This window comes from Anaerolineae bacterium (assembly GCA_011176535.1).
GTDB lineage: Bacteria > Chloroflexota > Anaerolineae > Anaerolineales > DRMV01 > DUEP01.
On the sequence record DUEP01000047.1, the window covers coordinates 1 to 16,097 of the forward strand.

Consider the following 16,097-nt stretch of genomic DNA (forward strand, 5'->3'; position numbering starts at 1 on the left):
ATACTCCCCTGGCCGTACCGGGCGATAGATGCGCACCTTTGCGGGCAGCGCGTGATTGGGGGTGGCTGGCGGTACATCGGTATCTTCGACCGGCACCACGGCGTCGGCCCCTTGAGGCAGGGCCGCGCCCGTGTTAATGCGCACGGTCTGGCCCGGCCCTACCTGCCCGTGGAAAGGCTCCCCGGCCCGGGATTCGTCGATCACCTCCAGGATCACGGGGGCCTCTTGCGAAGCGCCTCGCGTATCCTCGGCGCGGACGGCAAAGCCGTCCATGGAGGAGTTGTCGAACAGGGGCAAGGGGATGGAAGTATGCACTGGCTGGGCAAGCACGCGGCCCAGGGCCTGGTGCAGGGGAACGGTTTCCGTTTCGCGCACTGGCGCGAGAAAGTCCTTGAGGCGGGCTCGCGCCTTGGCAACGGGCATCAGGTCAGGCAACGCGGTCATAAACGTTCTCCAACAAAGGGATCAAGAGGCCCGGCTGGGGCCGAGGGCAAAGCGGAGCAGATCAGGGTGCTCCTTGCTTGGGTGGGGCGGCGCGATTCAGGCCAGTCCCACCAAGCGGGCACTGACTTCCCACAATTGGCGCGCAGCCTCCGCCTCGCGGGCCTGGGGAGCGGGTTCCACGATGGTGCGTTTGATGAAGTATTGGCCGCTCACTTTCTCCACCTCGGGAGAGGTGGCCAAGTAGAGCACCGTGTCCGCTCCTTCTTCAGGGGTCAGAGCGAACTGGGAGACCACCCATTGGATCACCTTGTCAACAGGCGCCAGGCCCACTTTCCAAATGCGTGTGGCTACCACGCCGGGGTGCATGACGTTGACGGTGATGGGCGTGTCGGCTAGGCGATGCGCCAGTTCCCGGGTGAAAAGGATGTTGGCCAACTTGGACCGTGCATAGGCTTTGGTGCCGGAATAGCCACGAGCCAGCGTCAAATCGTCCAGAGATAGCACCCCGGAACGATGGGCTTCAGACGACACATTCACAATGCGCCCCTGAGGACTGGCGCGGAGCGTATCCAACAACAGGTTGGTCAACAAAAAGGGCGCCAGGTGATTGACCAGAAAGGTCTTTTCCACACCATACGGGGTGACCTCGCGCCGGAGAAAAAAAGCGCCAGCGTTATTGATCAACACATCCAGTCGCTCGAACCGCTGTTGGAAGGCTGCTGCCAGTGTCCGCACCTGCGCCAGGTCGGCAAAATCGGCCATCAGGGCATGAACCTTGTCGTTTCCCGTGGTCTGGCGGATCGCTTGAAGCGTTTGTTGGGCTTTGCTTGGATTGCGTCCGGTGAGCACCACCTTGGCGCCCAGGGCGGCCAGACCGGTGGCCGTGGCCAGGCCGATACCTGAAGTGGCCCCGGTCACCAGGCAAATCTTACTATCCATGTGGGGAAGGTCGTTCATCGGAACGGCTCCTTGTGCAGCGAAAGGCCGGTGGCGTTGGGCGAAGGGAAAAACAACGCTGGCCCTTCACCTTAAGGCATTCAATCCTACCGCACAGGTTGCTCATTTGGCAAGGGCCAGCGCGGGAACTTTCGTTTGGAGCCTTGACTTTCGTACCAAAGGATGATAAACTTAGCGCCGCCTGGAGAACCCCAGCAACTGGTCCCGTGGTGTAGCCTGGTTTAACACGCCGCCCTGTCAAGGCGGAGAGCGCGGGTTCAAATCCCGTCGGGACCGCAGAGCGTAACATCGAGAGCCCTGGCTCTCAACGAGTCGCCAAACTCGCTGAGGGGCGGGGCTTTTGCTTTTAACCGCCTCGGCCAGAAAGGGGTTGAACCATGTGCTCCTGTTTCTTTTCGCGCGCACCTGGAATCGCCAGCGCTCCGGTCAGGCGATCCACATCTCCACTCGGAAGATCAGCGCCGGTCAACTTTTCCTGCCGCCCAACCCTTCGTTACTCTCCACCACCACTGTCCGCAAGGTGCTTCGGTTTCTCATCCGTCTGGGCCTGGTGGAACGCATCCCGGCCAAACGCTCCACCCTTCCTCCAGGGTATGGCATTCGCCTAAGCAGCGAAGAGGAACAGGCCAACGAACCTCGCTATTTCAACCAGGGTCAGTTCGCCGGCTTCCCCCCGCCACGCTCAAATTACTTCCCCGTTCCCCTGATCCTCATCCCGCTCATCCATTCCATTCGCTCAGGCATTCTGATTTGGATCCTGCTTTATTTTCTACGGCATGGCTACGGCTACAGGAATCTCAAAGGTGTCTGGCTCACCATCGATGATCTGCGTCAGGGCTGAAGGTACAAAATCCGCCCGGAACGCTACGATCAAGGCATCCCCGTAGATGAACGGTCGCTCTATCGGGCCCTGAAGGAAGGCCTGGAATGCGGCCTCCTGGTCTACCGTAAAGTCAGCACGCCTGACGGGGCAGGGGTCACCCAATACAATTTCCGCCTGGAAGGCATGCGTGTCGTCCCGGAGGGCGCCTTCCTGGGATGGGAAAACCCGAACGCTGACTCGCTTCCCTTTGAAACAGAGGGCTCCTCCGGTGAAGTTCCCACTGACGAAGTTAACCCCCACCCCCTGACGAGATTAACCCACCCAAGGGGCGCTTAAACACTTTTTCAGAAACACTTCGAACAAACCCTTCTCCCAATACCTCAACAACACCGCCGCGCTCGCCGCACAGAAGTCCCCCGTCGGGGCCTGAGCATGCTCCTGCCTCTGGCGCCGATGCTGTTGTTGATCTTCCCGTTGAGACGCTGAACCGAATCCGCGAACTGGGCTGGCTGGGTGAGGCCCAAATCATCACCCGCCTGCACCGCCAGGAGCCCGAACTCCTCGACATGCTCCTGTTTGTAGCCGAAAGCGACGAGCGTATCACCAACCCACCCGGCTGGCTGCGCCAGATGGGCCACATTGCCCTTCAACCGAGGATAGATCACACGCGCTTCAAAGAGTCCCTGCTCAGGAAATACCTTGCCCTGTTGTCCGACACCGATTTCAACCGCCGCCGGCACCGTATGGGCCTTACGCTGAGTTTTTCGAGTGAGGTGCCCTATGTTATCTCGCTCATGGTTTCCCTTGACCCTGTTTGCCCTTCTGGCCATGGCGGCATGTAACGCGCCTGCTCCGAAGCCTGTGGTGCTGCCACCTGATGTTTTACCACACCCGTTTACAGCCACGGCCACCACCACCCCCACCCGAACCCCAACGCCCACGCCGGACCTGGCCGCCACGGCGCAGACCACCCTGGCCGCCCTGGCCATGGCCCAGACCATCCGGCAGGCCACCCAAAGGGCCCAACGCAGCACAGCCACGGCGGCCGCCTGGCAGGGCGTCCTGGCCGCGCAGGCCCTGCAGGCCACCCGCACCGCTCAATGGGCCGACTGGGACGCCGCGCAACAGGCCTGTCTGCGGCGAAATCTGCTGGCCTGGGGCGGGACCGCGGCCCTGCTCCTGCTCATGCTGGGCGGCGCCACGCTGGCCCTGTGGCTCCTGTACCGCCCGCCTGGGCCCGATCGTGCTCCGGCCCGAACCCAACGGCGACGCCCTCCTGCTGGTGCTCCCAGACGGCAGCGTGTACGACTCGGACCGCAACCCCTTCCCCCTGCTGCCGGCCACCCGCCGAAGCGCCGCCTGGCTGGCGCAGCTGCCCTTGGACCTGCTGCAAACCGTGCTCCGGCGGGATCAGACCACCGACCTGGCCCGCTCGGTACCGCGCCGCTTCTGCTCCTCCGCCTCCCTGGGGACCGACGCGCCTCCCTTCCGCATCGTGGCCCCCAGACAGTGGCCCGCTCTCCTGGACAGCGACACCTTGGCCGTCCTGGAAGCCGAATGGAGGGAAGCCCATGAAACGCCTTAGCCCTTCCCCTTCCCCGTGTGACGCCCTGGTTCAACGCATCGCCAAACCACCTACCGCCTGCTGCGCAACGATTGCTGGTGCACCTCCCGGCCTTTGAGGTAAAGCCTTATGGGTCAGCGCGTGATTCTGGCCTTCGACCCCCTGGCCCTGCGCAACCCCGAAGCCGTGGTCAGCGAGTGCTTTGTCCACCGGCTGAGCACGGCGCTGGGCGGCCGCCAGGTGGTGGTCACCAACTCCCGCGGGCTGTTCCTCCAGGTGGCCTACCGGCTGCCGCCTCCGGTGACGCGTCTGGAAAGCCGGCCCCTGGACCTGAGCCAGCAGCCTACGCCGCTGCATGTACCCATCGGGCGCACGCAGCAGGGGCGCGACTTATGGCTTCCCCTGCCCGAACTGGACAGCGTGCTCATCGCCGGCACGCGGCGCATGGGCACGACCAACCTGCTCCATACCTGGATTCAGGCCCTTCACCACGGTTCAGGGCAGGCCCTTCACCATGGTTCAGGGCAGGCCCTTCGGCATGGTTCAGGGCAGGCCCTTCACCATGGTTCAGGGCAGGCCCTTCACCACGGTTCAGGGCAGGCCCTTCGGCATGGCTCGGCTCATCTGCCCCTTCCCTCCCTTACCAAGGGAGGGAAGGGGCGGCTTTGGCGACGCGACCGCATCGCCGAAGCGGTGGTAGGGAGAGATCAAACCCAGGAGGCCCTCTCGTTGAGATTTGTCAGTCAACGGGGGTATGCAGCCCACAGAGCGGTGCAGCTGCTTCATGTACTGCATCAGCCTTTGTGATGAGCCGCAGGCTCTCCCTCAGCGCGACATGGAGAACTTGGCAATACGCCCCCGACGGTTGAGGATGACGCGCACATAGTGCACATGCTCCATATCCCCCAGAACCACCTTTTTGCGCAGCAATACCACCCGACGCGGCGAGGTAGAAGTGGGGGCCTTGGCCGGGGCGACGGCCTTTTGGGTGAGCGACACCGGCCCTTCGTAGGCCAGGAAGGTTTCTGCGTCCTTCATTCCTGGCAGGTATTTGGCCACTAACCGGCGCACTTTCTCCACCGTTTGCGGGGACAGGATGGTGTCGAGGGCTTCCTCCTCGACCGGCTGGTCGGCCACGGCTTTCATTTGCAGGGGGCGGTAGGGCCGCCAGACCGTTTTGGGAAGCCGCAGCAGATGCTTTTCCTGGACGAGGGGATCGCCGTAAAACACGAAGGAGAGCATGGTTTTCAGGTCTTCGCCGTCAAGGAGGGCGTAGCGTTGGTACATTTCCCGGGCAAAGGCGAACTTCGCCCGTCGCAGGGCCTCGCCCAGGGGAAAGCCGCGTTTGACCTCATGCCAGAAGTGCCAGGCCAGCAGGTCGGCACCAGCCAGTTCGGAGCGCACCGCGCCATAAGCGGTGGCCGTAGAGCCCACAAAGCCCAAAGTGCCCGTTTCCAGCAGGCGCAGGGCGATGGCTTCCTCGGGGCGGCGACCATCCAGGTGAGCGCCGTAGCAGGCCTCGGAAAAGGCCACCCGCGGCGGCTTGAAGCGCTGAGGGATGTCCTCGGGCCGCAAGGCCACCGGGTAGTCCTCGGCGCGCGCCCCGTTGGGGTAGAGGCGTTGCCCGTACCAGGCCGAGGTGTTGACCAGCCCGTGGAGGTTGAAGTAGGCCAGATGGCTGCCGTTCCAACGGGGCAGGTCCTCCGCGTGGTATGGGGGAGAGGCGGCCAGGCTTTGCGCCGGGCCGATGGCGCGGAAGACCATCCGGGAGGCCGTTTCCCAGGCCGCAGCCGTGTAGCCGTGGCTCTGGCGGCGCCGCACGAAGGGCCGCCTGAGCCACCACAGGAACCGTTTGTACCACGGGGGAGGGCTCAACACCTCCTGGTGGTACTGAATAATCCGGCGCAGGTAGGCGAGCAGCACGGACGGGTCGTCGGTTGCCCCGCCAGGCAGGCGCCCGACCGGCCACTCGGGGGCGTAAAAGTTTTCATCCCGCGCGCCGTATGGATTGTCCGAGGGCACGGTGGCGTCGTCGTCGCTCACCGGGTTGGGCAAATGATGGAAGGGGATGATGTCCGGCCCGCCGAGGATGAACAAGGCGCCGATCATGGCCCCTTTGCGGGCCAGTTGGGCATCCAGGTCGGCCAACTGGCGTTTGATGGCCCAGGGGTCGCTGGGGTTGACCGGTTTGACCCCCAGGGCGGCGCAGGCGCGTGGGTCGTCGGTGATGAGCAGGCGAGCCTCCCAATCGGGGCGTTGGGCCACCGCCTTCACCAGGTCCTGGGCCAGGTTCAGGAGCACTTTGGCCGTCTCCGGGCCGTATTGTTTTTGCAGCCCTCGCTGGCTGGTCAGCAGCACATAAACGGGGAAGCGGCCCTCGGTGGCGATCAGATCGGGGCGGCGCAAATAGCGGGCGATGTCGCGGAGCGCGGCGTCCGACGAAGGAAGATGTGGTCTGGCCGCCTGAGGTTTGGCTGCCGGAGATGTGGGGCCCGCGTCGGAAGGGGAAGGAGAGGGTTTGGGCGGAGGTGCAAGTGTTTCCGTCTCGCTCGTTCGGTCTCCCTCCGATTCGGCAGGGGGTGCGGGCTGGGAAACGGTCTCCTCCTGGGGAGGGGGGGCTCCCCCAGGGAGCAGGTTCCATCCCAGGCGTCCGGCGACGGCGGCCGGGAGGGGCAAATCCATGGGGGCGTACACTTCTTTGGGCCATAGGTTGAGGTAGGGAGGCTGTTCACCAAAGGTGCGCCGGAGGACCTGGGCCGCCGGATCCAGCCCCACCAGGGCGTGGAACTGGGCCACGGCCTCGGCCTCGTGGCCGGCCAGGTTGAGGGCGTAGGCCAGGTAGTAGCGCACCGCCAGGGTTTGGGGCCAGCGGGCATGGTAGGTGCGGGCCAGGTAAAGCAGACCTGGCCATTGTTCGGTACGGTAGGCCCAGTGGAGATGCACCACGGCGGGCAGGGGGCTGGGCGGGTCGGAAGGAAGTGCCTGCAGCACCAGCGGTTCGGCCTGGGCGGGATCCTGGCGCAGGTGCTGGATGGCCCGGCGGAGCAGCCCCCCCCAGGAGGCCGCCGGGACGCCCAGGTCGGACGGCTCTTCTGGACTGAGGGCCAAGACGCAGGCGGCGGCGTGGGCGGCTTCGGCGGTCCGGCCCACTTTCAGCAGAGCCTCGAGGCGCAGGCGTTGCGCGGCAAGGTCTTCGGGGTCGGCAAGGCAGACGGCCTCGAGGGGTTGCAGGGCTGCCCGGGCGTCGTCGTGGAGCAGAGTAGCCTGCCCGAGCAGGCGTTGCACCGCCAGGTCATGGGGATGGTGGGCGAGGTAGGCCTGGGCGGCTTGCCGGGCAAAGGCGGTCTCACCGGCGGTCAGGGCGGTTTGCAGCAGGGCCATCCATTGCTTGCGGGAAAAACGTGTCCATTGGGCCATGGGCTATCCCTCGTTGGTCGTGGACTTGATGGGGTGAATGAGGTTGATGCTGGCGACGGCGGCCAACGCCCGCCGGATGGCCAGGTTCTTGGGGGCCAGTTGGACGGCCCGGCGGAGGTAGCGTTCGGCCTGAGGGTAGTCGTGAATATCGCGGTAGAGCAGGCCGGCGCGATAGTATGGCCGGGCGTCGGTGGGGTCCAGTTGCATGGCGCGCTCGTAGGCCTGGAGAGCCCGGTCGGGGCGGCGGCGGTCGGCTTCGGCACGCCCCAGTTCTAGATAGGCCTCCACGGTGGGATACAGAGAGATGGCCTCGCTGAGGTGGTGGACGGCCTGGTCCAGTTGCCCTTGTTGCCGCGCCAGGCGCCCCACCAGCAGGTGGAGGTTGGCCTGTTGTTCCAGGGGGAGCACCTCGATGCCCCGCAGGGCTTTTTGGGCGGCCTGCTGGGCGGCCTGTTGCTGCCCCGTGCCGGCCAGGGCTTCGGCCAGGTGAGCCCAGAGCAAAGGCAAATCCGGGCGGATTTCGGTGAGCGCCTGCCAGGCCTCTACGGCGGCTTTGGGGCCGCGCAGGCGCTGCAACATCTCGGCGCGGGTGATGAGCAGAGGCAAAGCATCCTCTACCTGGGGGGCCGTCTCCTCGAGGAGTCGCAACGCCGTCTGGGGGTCTCTCTGAGCTTCGGCCAGACGCGCCTTCAACAGCACCACCTGGGGGTCGGGTTTTTCGGTGGCTGGCAGTTGCTCCAGCAGGGCGGCGGCCTGGGGCAGATGGCCCTCCTCCAGGTGGTGTTCGGCCAGCAGTAGGATGATGTCGCCGCGGTCAGGGGCCAGTTCATGGGCGCGTTGGAGGCGTTCCAGAGCGGCCTCGCGCTGGTCCAACGAGCGGTAGATGTGGGCGAAGGCCAGCAGCAGGTCGGGATTCTCGCCGTGCACATTTTCGGCCCCGCGAAGGACTTCCAAGGCTCGTTCTCCCTGACCGTAATGGGCATAGGCCCGCGCCAGGTCCAGGGTGCGTTGTATGGAGATGGGGTCCAGGTGAGCCGCCTGTTCCAGATGGTGAAGGTGCAATCCGGTTTCGCCCAACTGTTCGGCGGCTTCAGCCGCCCGGGCGTGCCAGCGGGGATGGTTCGGTGCCAGGGTGAGGGCGGCCTGGTAGGCCTGCAAAGCTTTTCCGGCATCCCCCTGTTCCAGGGTTAGGCGACCGAGGAGGGCGTGGAAGAGGGCGTTGCCGGGCGCCTTTTCCACGGCTTGCTGGGCGTAGGCCAGGGCCGGGCCGGGCTGATCGACGAGCAGCGCCAGGGTGGCCCGCACTTCGGGATGGGCCAGGTGGGGGAGCGTGCTGGGGATCCGCGTCAATCGATGCCCGCGTCGCCAGGCGGCCAGCAGGGAAGCGACCACATCGTCCGGCTCGGGGTTGTTGGTCAGTAAGTCGCCGGGCTGGACCTCGGAGGACCAGAGCGCCAGGCCCCGGAGCACCCAGCGTCCCAGCAGGGGATCGTCCACCCAATCCTGAGGGGTTTGGCCGCTCAGGCCCAGCCCCTGCGCCGCGCGGCGGAGGGCCGTTTCCCAGATCTGGCGCTCCGCCTGGTCCGGCGCAGCGTGGTTTGGGGGCAGGGTTTCGGTTTTGAGGAGCAGACCGCGACGCTCGGCGTGGCGCACCACGGCCTGGGCCAGCAAAAGAGCCGTGCGCGGGCGCCGGGGCAGGGCTTCGCTCACGGTGCGCAGGGTTTCCACGGCCACATCGTGCTCCCACAGGTCCAGCGCGGCCAGGGCCGTTTCTTCCCAGGCCGGGGCCTGCTCAAAGGTGGGAGGGGTCTGCTCGAGGTGGGCCAGGGCTTGTTGGAGCGCCTCGCGGGCGGAAGGGGGGTCCTGTTGGAGGGCCGCCAGGCGGGCCTGCAGAGCCAGGAGGTATCCGTCCTTGGGCGTAGGGCGGCGCGCTTCTTCGGCAAGCCACGCTTCCAGACCTTCCAGGGCCTCCCTGGAGGGATCCAGGGTCAGGCTCAGGGAGGCCAGCAGCCTCTGGCGCCGGGTTTCAAGCGCGGTGCTCAACGCAGCGGGCTTCAGCCCTTGCAACCAGTGGCGGGCTTTGGGATATTGGAGCAAGGCCAGGGCCAGACCGGCGGCCTCCAGGGTCCAGTCCGGTCGCTCCTCAAGGCTGAGGGCATGCTCCATGGCGGTCAGCGCCGCCGGGTAATCGCCCAGGGCGGTGAAGCCGACACTCAGGCGTTGCCACTGGGAGGCTGTGGTTGCGGCTTCTCCTGCCGCTTCCAGGGCCTGCCGGGCTTCCTGACACTGGTCCAGGGCCAGCAGCGATTCGGCCCGCAGCAGGTGCAATTCGGCCAGGCCTTCGGCGGAAAGGTTTTCGGTGGCGCTGAAAACGCGCAAAGCCTGCTGGGCTTTTTCCAGCGCCAGGCCATGGGCGCCTTGCTGTTGGATGGCCTTCACCAGAGCGAGCCACCAGGTCAGGCGTCCGGGAGATTGCGCCTGCAGCGCCTGGGCGAGAGCCTGGGCCGCCAGGTCGGGCTCGCCCGCCTGGAGAAGCCGTTGCCCCACCGTGGCCAGGGTTTCGGGGGACAAAGGCGGCTGGTAGGTGGTGCGGAGCATGGTGAGCAGCACCTCGGCGGCCAAGGCTCGTTGGTCATTGGTCAGGTACACCTCGGCCAGTTTGAGAGGGAGGCGAGGGTCCACCGGAAAGGCTTTTTGCGCCCGTTCGAGCACCGGGGCGGCGTGGGTAAGCAGACCCAGCCGCTGAGCCAGGGCCGCGTACTCCAAGGCTTCCTCGGGGTTGGGGGGGCGGTTTTGGAAGGGGGCGGCGGCCACTTCCAGCGCCTTTTCGGCCAGACCGGCCCGGGCGTACGCCTGGGCCAGCAAGCGGGTGACCTCGGCGTCGTGCAGGGAAGCATCGCGCAGGTTTTCCAGCACGGCCGCGGCCAGAGAAGGCTGATCGGTGGCCAGGGCGGCCCGTGCCACGCCCTTGGCGGCTTTCCGCTGCAGGGCAGGGGTGGTGCTGTGTTCGCTGGCCTGGCGGTACAGGTCCAATGCCTGGTCGTGATCTCCGATGGCTTCCAGAGCGGCGGCCAGGGTGAGGCGTAACTCGGCGCGCAGATCGGCAGGTACAGCGTCGTCGTCCAACCAGGCCCGGTGCTGTTGCAGGGTGCGTACGACCAGCGTGGGCTCTTCGCCGGCCTCCAACACGGCGTGGGCGTATTGGAGGAGGAGATGCGGCGTGTTCGGCCCTCGCTGCATGGCCTGGGCTAGCAGGGGCACGGCCTGCCGGGGTTCCCCGGCTTGCAGATGGGCCTCGCCCAAAAGGGCTTTCAACCCGGTGAGGTCAGGTTGTCGCTGGTGGGCTTCTTCCAGGAGACTCAGGGCTTCGGCCACGCGTTGTAGTCGCAGCAGCGCCCGACCCAAATCCAGCACCAGGGCGGGATCCTTTTCGGGGTCGAGTTGGTAAGCCCTTTGCAGCGCGGGGAGCGCCTGGGCGACACGCCCCTGCTGGAGCAGTTCGCGGCCCAGGGCTGCCTGCAGGGGCGCGGCCTGGGGCAGGCTTTGGGCCGCCAGGCGTAAGGTTTCCAGGACTTCGTCGGCTTTGCCCTGTTGGCGCAGCACCCGCGCCAGGGCCAGATGGAGGTCGGGTTCCTGGGGAACCTGACGGATAGCCTCCCGGAGATGGCTCTCGGCTTCCTTGGCTTGTCCCTGGGCGGCCAGGACTTCGCCCAACAGGGCCAGACCTCGCGGTTCCCGAGGCACCTCCTCCAGCACGGCTTCAACGGTCTGCCGGGCCAGGTCGAGCCGTTCGGCATTCAGGGCCACCCGGGCCAGGGTGAGGCGGTCTTCCACCGAGGGGGAAGACGCTGCGGCCAGGGCCTCCTGCCAGGACTCCAGGGCTTCGTCCCAGTATTCGCCCAGGGTCAGCGCCTGGGCATAGGTTCGCCGACGGTGTAGGGTGGGGGCCAGGTGGAGGGCCAGGGCAGCGTGTTCCACGGCCTGGGCCACATTTTGGCTCCTCAGCGCGGCCTCGGCGGCCAGGTCATGCAGTCCGGCCCGCGTGGGGTGCTCCAGGAGGGCTTGATGAACCGCGTCCAGGGTGAGGCTGGGGCGGTTCAGGTCCAGGAAGAGGCGCGCCAAATCGGTGAGAAGGTCCACCGGGAGGGGCGTGTGCGTGGCTGCCTGGAGGGCCTCCCGGGCCCATTGAAGGGCCTGGGGCTCGCCCCGGGCTGCGCTCAGCCGCGCCGCGGCCAGGAGCAGGGCGGGATGTTGCGGCTTCTCGGGCAGCAAATGGTAGGCCGCTTCCAATTGTCCCAGGGCCAGGGTGGTCAGAATGCGGCGGGCCAGGTACAGCGGATCGCCGGGGAGCCCTTCGTTGGCCTGGGCCCAGGCGGTTTGGGCGGTGATGAGATCGCCCTGCTCTTGCGCCAGCAGCCCCAGCGCAGCGGCGACCTGGGCCTGAAACCGACGCCCCAACTCCCAGGCTTCACTGAGCCGCTGCCGGGCCGTTTCGGGGGCTTCGGGCAGGTGCAGCAGCCCCTGCATCCAGGCGGCGTAGGGCGGTGGGAGAGGGGCCTGCTCCCAGAGGGCGTGCAACGCCGAAAGCCACTGGGGATGTTGGTATGCCAGGTGTTCCAGGGCGCGGAGGCGTAGCGGGAGGGGCAGGCGCTGGAGCAGGGCAGCGATTTGGGCCTGTTGCGCGTCCAGAGGCAGCGGCAGGGCCAGCAGAGCCTGGGCCGCCAGGCGGAAACCTTCCCAGGGCGCGAGGGTGAGCAGGGTCTCTACCATGGCCGCACGATCGGCGGCCAGACTGTACGCCGCGGCGAAGGGCTCCCGCCACTTCGACCACGCGGATGGGTCGCCCAGCGTGGTGCCCAACTCGCCCCAGGAGCCGGTGAGGCGGCGTTGCTCGGTGAGCACCAGGGCCAACAGGGCCACAGTGCGGGCATCGCGCGGAGGCTGTTCCTGACGGCGAAAGACGGCGTAGGTGCGGGCAGCCTCCTGGCGCACTTCGGCCGGGGGCGCCTCATCCATGTGGAGAGGAAGGTCCAACAGCAGGCGCGTCAGGTGGCCCGGTGTCCAGCGGGTTGGCTCCGCTCCCAGGGCCTCCAGAGCCTTTTGGGCCAGGGGTGTGTCGCGCTGAAGCCCTTCCCATAGGATGGGGGTGCTTTGCAGGGCGGTGAAGACCAGCGCGCGGGCGTCTGCCGAAAGTGAGCGGACGAGTTGGGCGATGAAGGGCGTGGGCTGCATGGTCCCCTCCAAAAAGGGGGTCAGGCCAGGGCGGTGGAGGCCAGTTGGAAAGCCGTGTACATCAAAGCGACACCCAGGACGATGAGGAAAATGCCGATGCCGGTGGCGGTGCGCACCAGGTCGTTGAGGGTGCGCATCAGGGCCACCGCGTTGCCTACCATTCCCGAGACATCCTCCACGATGCCTTTTTGGGCTAGGCGGGCGGTGTGGGCGGCCAGGCGACGCACATCGCCGCTCATGGCGCGGAAGGTGAGCACGAAGACCCCGGCGCTGAAGGTCACCAGACCAAGGATAAAGAGCGCCGAGACCATGTAAAGTTGCAGGTCGGCCATACTGACGGTGGTCATGGAAAGCCTCCTCGAGCAGATGTGTGGACGGTTGTGGGGAGGGATGCAAGAAGTGTGCCAGACCAGGGTTCGGGGCAGGCGGCAGCGCAACGCGCCCTCTGGGAGAGGGGGAAGCGCGCCGCTCACCCGACTGAGGAGAGGTGGCGGGGCCTCAACGGCGGCACTTCGTATAGCTAGAAGAGGCGCCAAAAAAAGGCCACCCCGGCAGCACACTTAGCCGGGGTGGCCTGTCGCCATCGCGCCGCAAAGGTTAGCCCAGTTCGGCCAGCCGGGCGCGGAGTTTCTCCGCCTGGGCGCGGTAGGTTTCCAGTTTTTCGCGCTCCTTGGCTACCACATGCGGCGGCGCTTTCTTGGCAAAGGGGCCAGCTAGCAGGTTCTCAAGCCGGGCGATCTGGCTTTCCACTTCGCCCAGTTCTTTTTCCAGGCGCCGACGTTCCTCTTCTGGATCGGCCAGATCGGCCATGGGGAGATGAATGAGCACGGTGCCGGCGACGGCGGTGACATGCCCTTCGGGGGGCTGGGCCAGGGCCTCGGTGATGGTCACCCGCTCGTTGTCCAGCCAGGCCAGGGCGGCCAAGGGGGTGAGCATCTCCTGGAACAGGGCCGCGTCCTCACCGGCCACCACCACCGCGCCTAAGCGCTGACCCGGCTTCACCTTGTGCTCGGCGCGCAGGTTGCGGATGGCACGCACGGCCTCCTGGAAGCGGCGGAAGGCCTTCACTTTGGCCTCTTCCCACCCCTCGGCGGGGCGCGGTTCGGGCCAGGGGGCGATGATTAGGGCTTCGGGCCAGCCGCCCTCGGGGGTGAAGTGGGAGTTCTCCGGGCCGAAGCGTTGCTTCACCGCGGCTTTGAGGTGGCCCCACAACTCCTCGGTGATGTAGGGCGTGTAGGGGTGCAGCAACCGTAGGATGAGGTCGAGGACCTTCACCAGGGTCTGGGCGGTGTAGAAGGCCCGGTCGCCGCCTTCGGCCAGTTGGAGTTTGGCGGTCTCCAGATACCAGTCGGCAAATTCGTCCCAGAAGAATTCATAAATCTGGCGCCCGGCTTCCCCGTAAAGGTATTGCCCAAAGAGGCGGTTCACCTCACGGATGGTCTCTTGCAGGCGGGCCCAAATCCAGGAATCGGCCAAGGTCCACGCCGGGGCGCCTTGGGGCGCATCGGGGGCCTTCTCCAGGGCGCTGATGACGAAGCGTCCCGCGTTCCAGACCTTGTTGGCGAAATTCCGGTTGGCCTCGACCTTCTTCAGGCTGAGGTTGACATCGTTGCCCGGCGAGGACCCGACCAGCAGGGTGAAACGCAGCGCGTCGGCGCCGTACTGCTCCACCACTTCCAGGGGGTCGATCACATTCCCCTTGGTCTTGGACATCTTCTGGCCGTGTTCGTCGCGCACCAGGCCATGGAGGTACACAATGTGGAAAGGCACCTCACCGGTGAACTCCAGCCCCATCATGATCATACGGGCCACCCAGAAAAAAAGGATGTCATAGCCCGTTTCCATGATGGTGGTGGGGTAGAAGTAGCGCAGGTCCGGGGTTTCCTCAGGCCAGCCCAAAGTGGAGAAGGGCCACAGGGCCGAGGAGAACCAGGTGTCCAGGACATCAGGGTCCTGCTGCAGGTCCACTTCGTGGCCGTAGTGTTCGCGGGCCATGGCCTGGGCTTCTACTGCGTTGCGGGCGACAAAGATTTCGCCGTCGGGCCCGTACCAGGCCGGGATACGGTGCCCCCACCACAGTTGGCGACTGATGCACCAGTCCTGGATGTTCTCCAGCCAGTGGTAGTAAACCTTGGTGAAGCGCTCGGGCACGATGCGGATCCGGCCTTCGCGCACAGCTTTCAGGCCGGCTTCGGCCAGAGGCTTCATCTTGACGAACCACTGGGTGGAGATCATGGGCTCGATAAGGGTGCTCCCCCGCTGGGAGACGGGCACCTGGTGCCGGTGGGGTTTCTCGTCCAGCACCAGCCCGGCGGCGCGCATGTCCTCCCAGAGTTTCTCCCGGGCTTCGAAGCGGTCCAGCCCGGCGTAGGGGCCGCCGTTTTCGTTGACCCGCGCCTGCTTGTCGAAGATGCTGATGATGGGCAGGCTGTGCCGCTGGCCGATTTCGTAGTCGTTGGGGTCGTGGCCGGGGGTGATCTTCAGCGCCCCCGTGCCGAACTCGCGGTCCACATACTCGTCGGCGATGACCGGGATGCGCCGGCCCAGCATGGGCACGATGACCTCTTTGCCGATGTACTTTTGGTAGCGTTCGTCTTTGGGATGGACGGCCACGGCCGTGTCGCCCAGGATGGTCTCGGGGCGGGTGGTGGCCACCGGGATGTAGTCACCGCTGCCGTCGGCCAGCATGTACTTGAAGAAGTATAGTTTGCCCTCGACTTCTTTGTGCTCGACTTCCAAGTCCGAGACCGCGGTTTGGAGTTTGGGGTCCCAATTGATCAGTCGCGGGCCGTGGTAGATAAACCCTTTGCGGTAGAGGCGGACAAAGGCCTCTATCACCGCCTGATAGAGGTCCGGGTCCAGCGTGAACTTTTCGCGGCTCCAATCACACGAGGCGCCCAGGCGCCGGATTTGGGTGGTGATGCGCTTCTGGTATTTTTCTTTCCACGCCCAGGCGTGTTCCAGGAACTTCTCGCGGCCCAGGTCGTGGCGGGTGAGGCCCTTTTTCGCCAGGTCCAACTCCACCATGAGTTGGGTGGCGATGCCGGCGTGGTCAGTGCCGGGGACCCAGAGGGCGGCCTTGCCAGCCATGCGTTGCTGGCGGGTCATCAGGTCCTCCAACGAAACGAACATGGCGTGGCCCAGGTGCAGTTCGCCGGTCACATTGGGCGGGGGCATGGAAATGACGAAGGGCTCGATGTTGGGGTCGAAGTCGGGCTTGCGGGGGTCGTTGCGCGGCTGGAAGTAGCCCCGCTCTTCCCACATTCGATAAATACGCGGTTCCACCGAACGGAAGTCGTAACGCTTGGGCAGTTCGTAGGGCATGGGGTCCTCCTGGTGTTAGCAGTTAGCGGTTAGCAGCCGACAATTAGCTGTTGGCGGTTGGCGGCGTGTGGGGGGCGCCCTGTGTATGGCACACCGCACCTTGCACTCACAACGAAAAACGCCCTTTCGTCCCATGAGGACGAAAGGGCGTGATCTTCCGCGGTACCACCTCACTTCGCCGGGGCCTTACGGCGCCCGACGCACTCATTCCCCGACGGGCTGTGCAGGCCGATCAGGGCTTCGCTGTAACGGGCTCACCCGGGCCGGTCTACTCACCGCCCGCACAGGGCGGCTTTCTTCGGCCAGCCCCTCCGGGCGACCTTCGGCGGGTGGTGC

Annotated in this window: 10 protein-coding genes and 1 tRNA gene; 5 read left to right on the forward strand and 6 right to left on the reverse strand. The window is 65.9% G+C overall.

The genetic code is table 11. The annotated features are described in order from the left end of the window. Both G4O04_05770 and G4O04_05775 read right to left on the reverse strand, forming a co-directional pair. Positions 1-423 (reverse strand): molybdopterin molybdenumtransferase MoeA (locus G4O04_05770; protein ID HEY58027.1); only part of this gene is annotated, 423 nt, incomplete at its 3' end. Between the two features lie 117 nt (positions 424-540). Beyond that, the gene (locus G4O04_05775) at positions 541-1,383 is read right to left on the reverse strand and encodes an SDR family oxidoreductase (protein HEY58028.1); all 843 of its coding nucleotides are present in this window, start codon (positions 1,381-1,383) and stop codon (positions 541-543) included. Between the two features lie 218 nt (positions 1,384-1,601). On the opposite strand from G4O04_05775, the gene G4O04_05780 reads away from it, so the two are divergent. From G4O04_05780 to G4O04_05800, 5 genes are all read left to right on the forward strand, one after another. Next, a tRNA-Asp gene (locus tag G4O04_05780) sits at positions 1,602-1,677 on the forward strand. A 94-nt stretch (positions 1,678-1,771) separates the two neighbouring features. Next, positions 1,772-2,242, forward strand: coding sequence for a hypothetical protein (locus G4O04_05785; protein ID HEY58029.1), 471 nt, complete (start codon positions 1,772-1,774; stop codon positions 2,240-2,242). 548 nt (positions 2,243-2,790) lie between these two features. Then, positions 2,791-3,066, forward strand: coding sequence for a hypothetical protein (locus G4O04_05790; protein HEY58030.1), 276 nt, complete (start codon positions 2,791-2,793; stop codon positions 3,064-3,066). A gap of 401 nt (positions 3,067-3,467) precedes the next feature. Continuing rightward, a complete protein-coding gene (locus G4O04_05795) occupies positions 3,468-3,809 on the forward strand; it encodes a hypothetical protein (protein HEY58031.1) in 342 nt (113 codons plus the stop codon). Between the two features lie 108 nt (positions 3,810-3,917). Further along, positions 3,918-4,595, forward strand: coding sequence for a hypothetical protein (locus G4O04_05800; protein ID HEY58032.1), 678 nt, complete (start codon positions 3,918-3,920; stop codon positions 4,593-4,595). Positions 4,596-4,613: 18 nt separating this feature from the next. On the opposite strand, the gene G4O04_05805 is transcribed toward G4O04_05800, so the two are convergent. The 4 genes from G4O04_05805 to G4O04_05820 all read right to left on the reverse strand — a co-directional run bounded on the left by G4O04_05805 (position 4,614) and on the right by G4O04_05820 (position 15,761). Then, positions 4,614-7,205, reverse strand: coding sequence for a hypothetical protein (locus tag G4O04_05805; GenBank protein HEY58033.1), 2,592 nt, complete (start codon positions 7,203-7,205; stop codon positions 4,614-4,616). A 3-nt stretch (positions 7,206-7,208) separates the two neighbouring features. After that, a complete protein-coding gene (locus G4O04_05810) occupies positions 7,209-12,437 on the reverse strand; it encodes a tetratricopeptide repeat protein (protein HEY58034.1) in 5,229 nt (1,742 codons plus the stop codon). A 20-nt stretch (positions 12,438-12,457) separates the two neighbouring features. Next, positions 12,458-12,784: a hypothetical protein gene (locus tag G4O04_05815; GenBank protein HEY58035.1), complete on the reverse strand. Its 327-nt coding sequence runs from the start codon at positions 12,782-12,784 to the stop codon at positions 12,458-12,460. Positions 12,785-13,034: 250 nt separating this feature from the next. After that, positions 13,035-15,761: a valine--tRNA ligase gene (locus tag G4O04_05820; GenBank protein ID HEY58036.1), complete on the reverse strand. Its 2,727-nt coding sequence runs from the start codon at positions 15,759-15,761 to the stop codon at positions 13,035-13,037. Positions 15,762-16,097: the final 336 nt, after the last annotated feature.